We start from the raw sequence: 12,494 nt of genomic DNA on the forward strand, positions 1-12,494 counted from the left end.
ACCGTCGTCGTCGCCGCGACCCCCGAGCAGAAGGGCGAGCTCTACGCGTTCATCACCGCGTACTGCTCGGCCTGAGCCGGGGTGGCGGTGGTCGGAGCCACGGTGGCCGCCGCGGTGCCGCTCGGGGCGCCCGTCGCGCCTCCCGGCGCGCAGGCCGCGAGGGCGGGCAGGAGGAGCAGCGCGGCGGCGAGGGCGCGGAGGCGTCGCATCGTGCCTCCCTCCGCTCGCCGTCAGTCTGGCGCCCCGGCCCCCTCTCCGCGAGCGGGCGCTCCGCCTCCCCAGCTCGATCGATGCGTCACGAACGGTCGCCACGGCGGCCGGATGACGACCGTTCGTGACGCATCGCCGGAGCGACAGGGGGTGAGGACGCGGGGACGCGCACCCATCCGGGTGTGCGTCCCCTCCGAAGAAGGTCGGGGACTTCAGGAGGAGACAGATGGCACGCGGCAGATGGCACGTCGGCACGATCGTCGCGCGAGTGCGCGCATCCGCAGCGATCGGGGCCTCCGGGCTCGACGCGGTGGAGCGGGCGGAGCGCCGGGCCGAGGTCCTGCGCATCGCCGGAGGAGTCGACTCCGGCCGTCTCGGCGACGACCAGGCGATCGCGGCGTTCGGCCGGATCGTCGACGGCCTGCAGAGCGACCTGCCCGGCTCGGCGCTCGGCGTCTAGCCCGCGAGGCCGGCGTCCCGGTACCCGCCCGGAGCGGACACCCGCCGGGCCGACATCCCGAGCCTCCGCGGCGCTGAGACCCGCCGGGCGAGCGTGCCGACGGCCCACTGGGCGCGTAGACCCGCCAGCCCGGCACCCCGAGCGCCCGCCCGGCACCCCGAGCGCGTGCGCGCCGCGGAGCCCCGCTACCCCAGCGTCCCGAGCGCGATCCGCGGCAGCAGCCGCTGGATCGCGACGGCCGCCGCGCCGCGCGCCCACTCCACGAGCCCGCCGTCGTCGACGAGCAGCGCCAGGGGCGGAGCGTCCGGGTCGCGCGTGGCCGCGATCGCGGCGTCCACCACCGCGGCCTGCTCCGTGTAGAGGGCGACACCCTCCCCGGCCAGGATCACCGTGCCGGACATCGAGAGGTTGCCGATCGCGGCGATCATCGTCCCGAGCGCGCGGGCGGAGTCGGCGAGGATGCGCTCGGCACCGGGGTCGCCCGCGCGAGCGGCGGCGAAGCCCTCGGCCAGGGTCAGCTCGCGGCCGGTGGCGACGAAGAGCTGGCGGAGGAGCGAGGGCAGGCTGAGCATCGCGGTCGAGCAGCCGCGGTGGCCGGCCTCGCAGACGGGGCCGGTGGGATCCAGCGGGTAGTGGCCGCCCAGGCCGAGCCCCGCCTCCGGGGGCGCGACCACCCGGTCGTGCACCACCAGTCCGTAGCCGACGCCCGCGCCGACCGTGAGCACCGCGAAGTGCGGGATGCCGCGGCCGCGCCCGAACCAGTGCTCGGCGCCCGTGAGCGCGACCACGTCGTTCTCGAGGGCGACCGGCAGCCCGAGGGCGGCGGAGAGCGGAGCGGCGAGGTCGACGTCGCGCCAGCCGAGGAACGGCGCGCGGCTCACCCGGCCGTCGGCGGCGATGCTCCCGCCGAGCGTCACGCCCAGGCCGGCGAAGGCGGAGGGGCCGCCGAGCTCGTCGACGACCGAGACGATCGCGGCGATCACGTCGGCGGGCTCCGTGCCCGGCAGCGGGCGGACCAGCTCCCGCTCGGTCCGCGCGCGCAGGTCGGTGCGGACGGCGAGGACCTCGGTGCCGGTGATCTTCACGCCCGCGAAGCTCAGCGCGTCGGCGCGGATGTCGAGCGGTCGGGCGGGGCGGCCGACTCCGGTGCTCTGCTCGGGGCCCTCGACGACCAGGCCGCCGTCGAGGAACGGGCGCGCGAGCCGGGTCAGGCTGGCGGGCGAGAGGCCGAGGCGGCGGCCGAGCTCGGCCCGCGAGACGGGACCGTGGATCAGGACCTCGCGCGCCAGGAGCTCGGAGGAGCTCCCGGAGGCGTCCTCGGCGACGATGGTGTCGGTCACGGGGCTCCTTCTTTCCGGCCTGGTAGAAAGCTACCGGCACTGCGCCGAACCAGGAACGGATCCGGCCACTCCTGCCGCTCTTGACACCCCTATTACTTCTACTCTAGAAATAAGCCATGCACCGCAGCATCGCCCCCACGAACGACTCCGTGACCCTCTCCGGCCGGGAATCGCGCCTCTTCCACTTGCAGGACGGGGGCACCAGCGTCGTCGTCGACGCCCGCCTCGTCACCTTCCCCACTATCGTGCACTGGGGCGCCGCGCTCGGAGATCTTTCCGCCGCCGAACTATCCGCCCTGGCAGACGCCGCCCTCCCCCAGCGCGTCTCGGGCGGGCTCGACGCCTTCGCGCCGTTCGGGCTCGTCGCCGTCGAGGCCGACGGCTGGCAGCACGCCCCCACCTTCGAGGGCACCCACGAGCGCGCGGCCGCGTCGGAGCGGTTCGAGGTCGAGAGCATCGAGGCGCTCGGCTCCGCCCTCCGGACCGTCGCCACCGGCGCGGGCGTGCGCCTGACCGTGGACCTCGAGGTCGACGCGGCCGGCCTGCTCACCCAGCGCGCCCGGGTCGAGAACCTCGACGCCCGCCCGTTCCGCCTCGAGCGCTTCGAGCTCGGCTTCCCGCTCCCCGCGACCGCGCGCGAGATCCTCGACACCACCGGGCACCACCTCCGCGAGCGCCACCCGCAGCGCCGCCCGCTGACCATCGGCGAGCACACCCGCCGCACCCGCCGCGGACGCCCCGGCGCCGACGCGACCCTCCTCCTCGCCGCGGGCACGCCCGGCTTCGGCTGGGAGCGCGGGCTCGTGCACGGCGTCCACCTCGGCTGGAGCGGCGACAGCTCGCTCCGCGCCGAGCGCACCGTCGAGGGCGTCTCGCTCCTCGCGGCCGGCGAGCTGCTGCGGCCCGCCGAGATCGAGCTCGCGCAGGGCGAGAGCTACGAGACGCCGGTCGCCTACGGCTCCTGGGGGGACGGGCTCAGCGCTCTGCAGGCCCGGTTCCACGCGTCGCTCCGCGCCCGCCCGCAGCACCCCGTCGCTCCGCGGCCCGTCACCCTCAACACCTGGGAGGCCGTCTACTTCGACCACGACCTCGCTCGCCTCACCGCCCTCGCCGAGCGGGCCGCGCGGATCGGGGTCGAGCGCTTCGTGCTCGACGACGGCTGGTTCCTCGGCCGCCGCGACGACACCGCGGCGCTCGGCGACTGGACCGTCGACCCTTCGGTCTGGCCGGAGGGCCTCACTCCGCTGACGGACGTCGTCACCGGCCTGGGCATGCAGTTCGGCCTCTGGGTGGAGCCCGAGATGATCAGCCCCGACTCCGACCTGGCCCGCGCGCACCCGGAGTGGATCCTCGGCCCGGCCGGCCACCTCCCGGCCTCGGGGCGGCAGCAGCAGGTCCTCGACCTCTCGCAGCGCGGCGCGTTCGAGCACGTGCTCGACGCCCTCGACGCGCTGCTGATCGAGTACCCGATCGCGTACCTCAAGTGGGACCACAACCGCGACGTCATCGAGGCGGTCTCGCCCGCCACCGGCCGCTCCGCCGTCCACGAGAACGTCCTCGCGCTCTACCGCCTGCTCGACGAGCTGCGGTCCCGGCATCCCGGCGTCGAGATCGAGTCGTGCGCCTCCGGGGGCGCCCGCGTCGACCTCGGGATCCTCGCCCGCACCGACCGCATCTGGACGAGCGACTGCATCGACCCGCTCGAGCGGCAGACCATCCAGCCCTTCACCCAGCTGGTGGTGCCGCCCGAGCTGATGGGGCAGCACATCGGAGGGCCGCGGTCGCACTCGACGCAGCGCACCCACTCGCTCGCCTTCCGCGCCGGCACCGCGCTGCCCGGCCACCTCGGCATCGAGTGGGACGTCTCGGATCTCGCCCCCGCCGTCGAGGAGGAGCTGACCGCCTGGGTCGCCTTCCACCGCGAGCACCGGGCGCTGCTGCACACCGGGACGGTCGTGCGCGCCGACCTCGCCGACGACGCCGCCTCGCTCTCCGGAGTCGTCGCCGCCGACCGCTCCGCCGCCCTCTTCACCTTCGCCCAGCTCCGCACCGGCGAGACCTACCCGCCCGGCCGGATCACGCTCCCGGGCCTGGACCCGGAGCGCACCTACTCCGTGGCGCTCGCCCCGGTCACGTCGCCGCTCGGCGGCCCCGGGCAGTCGCCGCTCGGCTGGGCCGAGCACGGGACCGCGCTCCGCGGCCGCGTGCTGGGCACCGTCGGGCTCCAGGCCCCCGTCCTCGATCCGGAGCAGCTCGTCGTGCTCGTGCTCACCGCCCTCTGACCCGCCCTCCCGGCGCCGGAGCCGACCCGCTCCCCCGCCGCCGCACCTGCTCTCGCACCGCCCTCCGCGGTCGAGCGCGCCCTGAGACCTGTCCCCACGCGCAAGGAGGCGCCGCATGTCCGCTCATCCGCATCCCCCCGGGTTCTCCCGGCGGCTGTTCCTCTCGGTGCCGCTCGCCGCGGTGTCCGCCGCGGCCCTCGCCTCCTGCGCCTCCTCCGGCGCCGGCGACGGAGTGACCACGCTCGACTTCTTCCAGTTCAAGGCGGAGGCGGTGGAGGACTTCGCGCGGATCATCCGCGAGTTCGAGGCGGCCAACCCGGACATCCGGGTCATCGCCAACAACGTGCCCGACCCCGACACGGCCATCCGCACCCTGCTCGTCAAGGACAAGGTGCCGGACGTGCTGACCCTGAACGGCAGCGGCTACTACGCCGACCTCGCGAAGGCCGGCGTGTTCCACGACTTCACCGGCGACGAGCTCGTCGAGCGGGTGAACCCGGCGGCCCTCGACATCCTCGCCGCCCTCGGCAGCTTCGAGGGGAAGGAGGTGAACGCGCTCGCCTTCGCGAACAACGCGGACGGGATCCTCTACAACCGCACGATCTTCGCCGAGAACGGGATCGAGGTGCCGACCACCTGGGACGAGCTGATCGCCGTCTGCGAGACGCTCACCGCCGCCGGGATCACTCCCTTCTACGGCGCCCTGCTCGACAACTGGACCGGCGCCCCCGCCTTCAACGCACTCGGCGGGCAGCTGCAGCCGGACGGCTTCTTCGACGCGATGCGCGAGGAGGGAGCGGCGCTCGGCCCCGACTCCCCCGTCTCGTTCTCGAAGGACTACGCGACGACGATGGAGCGGCTCGGGCAGCTCTTCTCGTACACGCAGGAGGGCTCGTTCGGCCGCGGCTACGACGACGGCAACCAGGCCTTCGCCGCGGGCGAGGCGGCCATGTACCCGCAGGGCATCTGGGCGATCAACCCGGTGCGCACGAACAACCCGGACATCGACCTCGGCGTCTTCCCCTACCCGGTGCTCGACGACCCGGCGGACACGCGGGTCACCTCGGGCGTCGACGTGGCCGTCACCATCGGCCGCGGCACTCCGAAGCTCGACGCGGCCCGCCGCTTCGTCGACTTCCTGCTGACCCCCGGAGTCGTCGAGCCGTACGTCGCGAGCCAGGCCGCCTTCTCGCCGCTGGTCGGCGCCGCACCCAACTCGGACCCCACGCTGGCCGAGCTGCAGCCCTACTTCGAGCAGGGACGGCTGATCGGCTTCGTCGACCACCAGATCCCCGCGAGCATCCCGCTCAACCCCACGCTCCAGGCGTTCCTCGCCAGCGGGGACGCCGACGCGGCGCTCCGGACCCTCGACAGTGAGTGGCGCAAAGTCGCGGCACGCACGACCAGGAAGTGACCCCATGACCACGACCACGACGGCCGCCGCGCAGGCGGTGGCGACCACCCCTCCGCCGCCCGCGCGCCGCAAGCGCACCATCGGCCGCACCTCGAAGACCTTCTACTGGATGACGGTCCCCGCCGTCCTGCTCTTCTTCGTGCTCCACACGGTCCCGGTCCTCACCGGAATCTTCTTCAGCTTCACGGACTACGCGGGCTACGGCTCGTGGGACCTGATCGGCGCCTCGAACTACCTCGCGCTCCTCCAGGACGACCGTGTCTGGAAGGCCTACGGGTTCACCTTCGGCTTCGCGATCGTGGCGACCGTGCTGGTGAACGTGATCTCGCTCGCCATCGCCGTCGCCCTCAACGCGCGGATCAAGTTCCAGACGGCGTTCCGCGGGATCTACTTCATCCCCTACGTGCTCTCGACCCTGGTCATCGGCTACGTGTTCCAGTACCTCTTCGCGAACTCGCTGCCGCAGATCCTCGGCGCGATCCCGGTGATCGGCGAGAACATCCTCGCGAACGCCGACTGGGCGTGGGTGGCGATCGTGGTGCTGGCGGTCTGGCAGGCCTCGGCCTTCTCGATCATCATCTACCTCGCCGGACTCCAGACGATCCCGGGCGAGCTCTACGAGGCGACCTCGCTCGACGGAGCGGGGAGGTGGCGGCAGTTCACCTCGATCACGTTCCCGCTGATCGCCTCCTTCTTCACGATCAACATGGTCATCTCGATGAAGAACTTCCTCCAGGTGTTCGACCACATCATCGCCCTCACCAACGGCGGTCCCGGCACCTCGACGGAGTCGATCACGCTGCTGATCTACCGCGGCGGCTTCCAGGGCGGCGAGTACGCCTATCAGACGGCCAACGCCGTCCTCTACTTCCTCATCATCATCGTGGTCTCGCTGATCCAGTTCCGAGTCCTCAGCCGCAGAGAGGCGTCGTTCTGATGACATCGACCATCACCCCCACGACCGCCATCGCCCTCGGCGAGCCCGAGGGGCGGCGCCGGCCCTCCCGCGACACCTACCGGATCAACTGGTGGGCGACCGCGCTCATCGCGGTCTGCTCGCTGACGATCCTCCTGCCGCTCTACTTCGCCGTCGTGACCGCGCTGAAGACGCCCGACCAGCTCGGCGGCACCGGGTTCGAGCTGCCGACCTCGATCTCGTGGGGCAACTTCGCCGAGGCGTGGACGGCGACCCGCTTCCCGCAGGCCTTCGTGAACACCGCGCTGATCACGGTCGGAGCCGTCGTGCTGACGCTGTTCTCGAACTCGATGGTCGCCTACGCGGTCGCCCGGAACATGCACAGGCCGTTCTTCAAGGGCGTCTACTTCTACCTGCTCGCCGCGGTCTTCGTGCCGTTCCCGATCATCATGCTGCCGGTGGTGAAGGAGACGGCCCTGCTGGGCCTGGACAACCAGGCCGGGCTGATCCTGCTCTACGCCGTGTTCGGGCTCTCGATCAACACGTTCATCTACACGGCCTTCATCCGCTCGATCCCCATCGAGCTCGAGGAGGCGGCGCGCACCGACGGCGCCTCGACCTGGCGGACCTACTGGCAGGTGATCTTCCCGCTGCTCGGCCCGATGAACGCGACCGTCGGGATCCTGACCTGCGTGTGGGCGTGGAACGACTTCATCCTGCCGCTCGTGGTGCTCTCGGACCCGTCCGCCCGCACCCTGCCGCTGGCCGAGTACGTCTTCCAGGGGCAGTTCAACACGAACTACACCGTCGCCTTCGCGTCCTACCTGATGGCGATGTCGCCGCTGCTGATCGTGTACCTCTTCGCGCAGCGCTGGGTGGTCAGCGGAGTGATGCGCGGGTCGATCAAGTAGCGGTCGCGGCGAGCGCCGCCTCGAGCAGGTCCGTGAGCACGGTGCCTCGCGAGCCCGCGTCCTCCGGGTGCCACTGCACGCACCAGAGCGGCGCGGACTCGTGCTCGAGGGCCTCGACGGTGCCGTCGTCGGCGCGGCCGACCACGACGAGGCCCTCGCCGGGACGGTCGACGGCCTGGTGGTGGGAGCTGCGGACGTCGAGCTCGGCGGCGCCGAGGATGCGAGCGAGGGCGCTGCCCGGCTCGAGCGCCACGCGGTGGTCGACCATCCCGGACAGGTGCTCGCCGGGGACCGACCGGCCGACGTGACCGGCGCCGGGCAGGTGCTGCACGAGGTCGCCGCCGAGAGCGACGTTGACCAGCTGCATCCCGCGGCAGATCCCGACCAGCGGGGTCCGCGTCTCGACGGCACGGCGGACGAGCGCGATCTGCGCGCGGTCGGCGGCGGGGAAGGACTGGCCGCGGTGCGGGTCGTCGGGCCGGCCGCCGTAGAGGGACGGGTCGACGTCCTCGCCCCCTGTGACCACGACGGCGTCGGCGGCGGCGAGCCGGCGCTCGAGCTCGGCGGCGCCGGCCTGCTCGGCCGGGACGCGGTCGACCACGAAGCCCGCGGCGGTGGCGGCCGAGACGACGCTCGCGGTCAGCAGCTGCAGCTCGATCTCGAACTCGGGATCCTCGCGGCCGCCGTCGGCGACGTCGACGACGAGCAGGACGGGGCGGTCGGAGGCCATGCGGACATCGTGCCACCCGGCCGGCTCCTGCAGAACGTCGGCGGAGAGGAGGGCCTGTGCGTCGGCGGGCGAGGGATCGCGCTCTCGGCGGGCGTTCTGCACGAGCCCGCAGACCTCTCCCGGGGTCTGGTCAGGATCCGGTACCGCGATCTAGGATGTTCACTTTCACATCCCGTGCGAAGACGCACACCTCCGCGGCCCTGCGGATCGTGCCTCGACGCCGCACCCGATCACGAGGGCCTATCTGCATGAGACGATCACGATCGGCGGTGAGGACCGCTCTGGCGGTCGCGACCGTCGCCGCCACGGCGCTGCTCGGCGCCACGGTCCCCAGCTCCGCCTTCGGAGCCACCGAGACCCCGCTCCTCCACTACACGTTCGACACCGCCCCCACCGGCACCACGGTCGCCGACACCAGCGGCAACGGCTACAGCGCGACGCTGCGCGGCTCCGGGGCCCAGTTCCGCAACGGGCTCATCAGCCTCCCCGGCGGATCCGCCGCGGCCGCCCCCTACCTCGAGATCCCCACCGCCGGCCTCGTCGGCAAGAAGGACCTGACCTTCTCGACCTGGCTCGCCCACAAGGGCGGGACCGGCAACGTCGCCGCCGCGTTCGTCGGAGCGCCCGTCGCCTCCGGCGCCTCGTTCTCCTCCGGCTACTGGCTGCTCAACCCGAGCAACCTCTCCGGCTACACCAAGTCGGTCGTCACCAACTCCGTCAACGCGGGCGCTCCCTACAACACCGAGGTCGGCGCCGGGGCGACGGGCACCCCGACCGTCGGCGCGCGCACCCCCTCGGGCCTCTCGCTCTACACGACCGTCATCGACGGCTCGACCGGCAAGCTCACCGTGTACGTCAACGGCGCGCAGATCTCGCAGAGCACGATCGCCCGCGACGTCTCCTCGTTCGGTCCGTCGCTCGTCGCGTACATCGCGCGCTCGACCTACAACGACCCGGGCTGGAACGGCGAGATGGACGACTTCGCCGTCTACGACAGCGCCCTCAGCAGCAGCTCCGTGCAGGCGCTCTACTCCTCGCAGGCCCTCGACCGCGCCGTCTCGTCGGTCACGGTGCCCACGGAGGCGACCGCCGGCTTCACGGTGCCCACCACCGCCAGCGGCGTCGGCATCACCTGGACGTCGAACAGCGCGGCCGTCGCGATCACCGGCGGCACCGCGACCGTCACGCGCCCCGCCGCGGGACAGCCGGACGCCACCGCCACCCTCACCGCCACCTACAGGGTCGGCACCGAGACCCGCTCGGTCGACTACGCGGTGCGCGTCGCCGCGCAGCTGGACGACGCGACGAAGGTCCAGCGCGACCTCGCCGCGATCGCCATCCCGAACGTCGGCGACATCCGGACGAACGTCTCGGTGCCCACCACCGGCACGCTCGGCTCGAGCATCGCCTGGAGCGTCGTCAGCCCGAGCGGAGCGACCGTCCGCGACGGCAGCGCCGCCGGCACCCGCACCATCGACGTCGACCGCCCCGCGACCGGGAGCCCCGCGATCGACGTGGTCGTCCGCGCGACCGCGACCAGCGGATCCACCACCCGGACCCGCGACTTCACCCTCCGGGTGCAGCCGCTCCCCGCCGGCACCGACGACACCGAGGCGTACGTCTGGGCGTTCTTCACCGGAGAGGGCGACGGCGCCGAGCGCATCAGCCTCGCCGCCTCGAAGGGCAACGACGCGCTGAGCTGGAACACGCTGAACGGCGGCAAGCCGGTCTTCACCTCGAACCTGGGGACGATGGGCCTGCGCGACCCGTTCATCATCCGCTCGCACGAGGGCGACAAGTTCTTCATGCTCGCCACCGACCTGAAGATCGACGGGCTCCCCGGCGGCTTCGACACCGCGCAGAAGTCGGGCTCGAAGTACATCGAGGTCTGGGAGTCGACCGACCTGGTGAACTGGTCCGCCCAGCGCCACGTCAAGGTCTCCACCGACTTCGCCGGCAACACCTGGGCCCCCGAGGCGTACTGGGACGACGAGCTCCAGACCTACGTCGTCTTCTGGGCCTCGAACATGTACCCGACCACGAACACGGCCGATCGCGCCTCCGTCACCTACAACCAGATGATGTACGCGACGACCGAGGACTTCACCTCCTTCTCGGAGGCGAAGCCGTGGATCGACGTCAAGCGCGGCGCCGGCAAGGGCACCATCGACTCGACGGTCGCGAAGGACGGCGACACCTACTACCGCTTCACCAAGGACGAGGCGTCGATGACCCTCCGCGAGGAGAAGAGCACCGACCTGCTGGCCACCGTCTCGGGCTCGCTGCCCGGCACCGGCGGACCGGCGGACGAGTGGTCGCTGGTCAAGGAGAAGGTGGCCTCGGGCCTGCCCAACGGCGAGCCCGGCAAGACCTTCACCAGCGGTGAGGGCCCCAACGTCTTCCCCGCCAACGAGGGCGACGTGAACGGCCTCGACTGGTTCCTCTTCATCGACCAGCCGAACTACCACGACGGGCCGAACCACTACATCCCGTTCGGCACCGACGACCTCGCGAACGGCGACTCCTGGCAGCCGCTCGGAGCGAAGCTCCGCACGGGCCTGCCGCAGAACGCCGACGGCGGCAAGCCGCGCCACGGCACGGTCATCCCGGTGACGCGCTCCGAGTACCAGAAGGTGCTCGAGGGCTACGCCCCCGGCCTGGCCGTCGCCTCGGTCGCTCCGCTGACCGCGACGACCACGGTCGGCGCCGCGCCGGTCCTGCCCCGCGCCACGATCACGACCGCCGCCGGCACCACCAGCACGGTCGACGTGGCCTGGGACGCCGTCGCGCCCGCCGCCTACGCCACGGCCGGGACCTTCACGGTCTCGGGCGTCGCGCAGGACGCGTCGCGCATGCCGGTGCAGGTCACGGTCACCGTGCAGTCCTCGCTGAAGGTGAGCGCGACCGCCACGTCGCGCTGCATCGCCGGCAAGGTCGTGCTGACGGTCGTCGGCAAGAACGGCGACACGGTGCCGATCGACGTCTCGATCAGCACCCCGGAGGGCGTGAAGACGATCGCCGGAGTGAAGCCGGGCGCCTCCGGCTCCGCCGCGTTCACGGTGCGCTCGACGCAGCTCGCCGCGGGCGAGGCGACGGTCACCGGCACGGCCACGGTCGGCGGCAAGACCGTCACGGCCACGGCCACCGCGCCGTACAGCGCGCGCAGCTGCGGCTGACGCACGGCACTCCCCGGGAGCCCGTCGCACCTCACCGGTGCGGCGGGCTCCCGTCGTCGTGCGGAGGGAGTCGGGACACCGCCCTGACGCCGAGGCACCGCTCCCTCGGCGGCGCCTCGGCGGACGGCGCGGTGCCGCGGCGCGCGGGCGGGCCCGGGACGGCCCGCCCGGCGTCATCCGGTGACGGCTGCCGGTCCGGCTTCGAGCAGGTCGCGGACGCTGCGCGGCTCGCGTCCGAGGAGGCGCCCGAGCTCGGGGCCGGTGCCCGCGAAGAAGCCGCGCTCGGCCGCCTGGTGCATCCCGAGGGTGAAGCGCACGAGGAACTCGGGCTGACCCGCCGCGACGCGCGCGGCGACCCACTCGTCGTCGCCGAGGACGCGCAGCTCGACGGGTCGCCCGCCGACCTCGGCCGCGATCCCGGCGATCTCCTCGAACGTCGGAGCCTCCGTCGCGGTCAGCGTGACCGGCCCGTCGTGCGGGCTCCCCGAGAGGAGGAGCCGGGCGGCCGCCTCCGACTCGTCCTCGCGGGCCGTCCACGAGACGCGGCCGTCGGAGGGGACCTCGATCACTCCGGTCTCCCGCCACGGTCCGAGGAACAGACCCAGGCTGTGCGCGTAGAAGCCGTTGCGGAGCGACGTCCAGGCGAGTCCGGACTCGGCGAGCAGGCGCTCGGTCGCCGCGTGGTCCCGGCCCGGGCCGAAGGGGGTGTCGGCGGCGGCGCCCTGGTGGCTCGTGTAGAGGACCCGTCCGACTCCGGCCGCGACGGCCGCCTCGACGGCGGTGCGGTGCAGGGCGACGGCGTCGGCCCGCGGATCGCTCGAGGAGACGAGGAGCAGCTGATCCGCTCCGTCGAAGGCGCCCGGGAGGGAGGCGGGGTCGGCGTAGTCGCCGACGCGCACCTCCACTCCGCGCTCCGCGAAGCGGGCGGCCTTCGAGGCGTCGCGGGCGACGACGGCGATCCCGGAGGCGGGGACGGTGTCGAGGAGGTGGTCGACGGTGGCGCCGTTCAGAGCGCCGGTGGCACCGGTCACGATGATCATGGGGAGAGCCTTCCG

10 protein-coding genes are annotated in these 12,494 nt (G+C 72.8%); 6 read left to right on the forward strand and 4 right to left on the reverse strand.

What is annotated here, in order from left to right; translation table 11 throughout:
* Positions 1 to 41 precede the first annotated feature (41 nt).
* Positions 42 to 209 (reverse strand): hypothetical protein, encoded by a 168-nt coding sequence (locus tag C5C53_RS16915; RefSeq protein ID WP_181127680.1) that lies wholly within the window; start codon positions 207 to 209, stop codon positions 42 to 44.
* Between the two features lie 227 nt (positions 210 to 436).
* On the opposite strand from C5C53_RS16915, the gene C5C53_RS00005 reads away from it, so the two are divergent.
* Positions 437 to 670 carry a hypothetical protein gene (locus C5C53_RS00005; protein ID WP_104232900.1) on the forward strand — a complete coding sequence of 78 codons (234 nt, stop codon included), beginning with the start codon at positions 437 to 439 and terminating at the stop codon, positions 668 to 670.
* A gap of 185 nt (positions 671 to 855) precedes the next feature.
* Here C5C53_RS00005 and C5C53_RS00010 read toward each other — a convergent pair whose 3' ends face one another.
* On the reverse strand, positions 856 to 2,010 hold the full coding sequence (locus C5C53_RS00010) for an ROK family transcriptional regulator (protein ID WP_104227467.1): 1,155 nt from the start codon (positions 2,008 to 2,010) through the stop codon (positions 856 to 858).
* A 116-nt stretch (positions 2,011 to 2,126) separates the two neighbouring features.
* On the opposite strand from C5C53_RS00010, the gene C5C53_RS00015 reads away from it, so the two are divergent.
* The 4 genes from C5C53_RS00015 (at position 2,127) to C5C53_RS00030 (ending at position 7,533) form a co-directional block, all read left to right on the forward strand.
* A complete protein-coding gene (locus C5C53_RS00015) occupies positions 2,127 to 4,292 on the forward strand; it encodes an alpha-galactosidase (protein WP_104266496.1) in 2,166 nt (721 codons plus the stop codon).
* A 115-nt stretch (positions 4,293 to 4,407) separates the two neighbouring features.
* Entirely contained in the window at positions 4,408 to 5,706 is a 1,299-nt protein-coding gene (locus C5C53_RS00020) for an ABC transporter substrate-binding protein (protein ID WP_104266497.1), read from the forward strand.
* A 4-nt stretch (positions 5,707 to 5,710) separates the two neighbouring features.
* On the forward strand, positions 5,711 to 6,643 hold the full coding sequence (locus C5C53_RS00025; RefSeq protein WP_104225874.1) for a carbohydrate ABC transporter permease: 933 nt from the start codon (positions 5,711 to 5,713) through the stop codon (positions 6,641 to 6,643).
* Positions 6,643 to 7,533 carry a carbohydrate ABC transporter permease gene (locus C5C53_RS00030; RefSeq protein WP_374954115.1) on the forward strand — a complete coding sequence of 297 codons (891 nt, stop codon included), beginning with the start codon at positions 6,643 to 6,645 and terminating at the stop codon, positions 7,531 to 7,533. Before C5C53_RS00025 ends, C5C53_RS00030 begins: the two co-directional genes overlap by 1 nt.
* Here C5C53_RS00030 and C5C53_RS00035 read toward each other — a convergent pair.
* The gene (locus C5C53_RS00035) at positions 7,526 to 8,263 is read right to left on the reverse strand and encodes a gamma-glutamyl-gamma-aminobutyrate hydrolase family protein (RefSeq protein WP_104255231.1); all 738 of its coding nucleotides are present in this window, start codon (positions 8,261 to 8,263) and stop codon (positions 7,526 to 7,528) included. The genes C5C53_RS00030 and C5C53_RS00035 overlap by 8 nt on opposite strands.
* Before the next feature lie 269 nt (positions 8,264 to 8,532).
* On the opposite strand from C5C53_RS00035, the gene C5C53_RS00040 reads away from it, so the two are divergent.
* Positions 8,533 to 11,439 (forward strand): immunoglobulin-like domain-containing protein, encoded by a 2,907-nt coding sequence (locus C5C53_RS00040; RefSeq protein ID WP_181127681.1) that lies wholly within the window; start codon positions 8,533 to 8,535, stop codon positions 11,437 to 11,439.
* A gap of 173 nt (positions 11,440 to 11,612) precedes the next feature.
* On the opposite strand, the gene C5C53_RS00045 is transcribed toward C5C53_RS00040, so the two are convergent.
* Positions 11,613 to 12,479 carry an NAD(P)H-binding protein gene (locus C5C53_RS00045; RefSeq protein WP_104266499.1) on the reverse strand — a complete coding sequence of 289 codons (867 nt, stop codon included), beginning with the start codon at positions 12,477 to 12,479 and terminating at the stop codon, positions 11,613 to 11,615.
* Positions 12,480 to 12,494: the final 15 nt, after the last annotated feature.

It is taken from the genome of Rathayibacter sp. AY1E3 (assembly GCF_002932235.1).
In the GTDB taxonomy this organism is placed as follows: domain Bacteria; phylum Actinomycetota; class Actinomycetes; order Actinomycetales; family Microbacteriaceae; genus Rathayibacter.

Bases quoted from the DNA above. Each gene is read 5' to 3' on its own strand.
- C5C53_RS00015 (WP_104266496.1), top strand. From the start codon at position 2,127: ATGCACCGCAGCATCGCCCCCACGAACGACTCCGTGACCCTCTCCGGC.
- C5C53_RS00025 (WP_104225874.1), top strand. From the start codon at position 5,711: ATGACCACGACCACGACGGCCGCCGCGCAGGCGGTGGCGACCACCCCT.
- C5C53_RS00005 (WP_104232900.1), top strand. From the start codon at position 437: ATGGCACGCGGCAGATGGCACGTCGGCACGATCGTCGCGCGAGTGCGC.
- C5C53_RS00035 (WP_104255231.1), bottom strand. From the start codon at position 8,263: ATGGCCTCCGACCGCCCCGTCCTGCTCGTCGTCGACGTCGCCGACGGC.
- C5C53_RS16915 (WP_181127680.1), bottom strand. From the start codon at position 209: ATGCGACGCCTCCGCGCCCTCGCCGCCGCGCTGCTCCTCCTGCCCGCC.
- C5C53_RS00030 (WP_374954115.1), top strand. From the start codon at position 6,643: ATGACATCGACCATCACCCCCACGACCGCCATCGCCCTCGGCGAGCCC.
- C5C53_RS00020 (WP_104266497.1), top strand. From the start codon at position 4,408: ATGTCCGCTCATCCGCATCCCCCCGGGTTCTCCCGGCGGCTGTTCCTC.
- C5C53_RS00045 (WP_104266499.1), bottom strand. From the start codon at position 12,479: ATGATCATCGTGACCGGTGCCACCGGCGCTCTGAACGGCGCCACCGTC.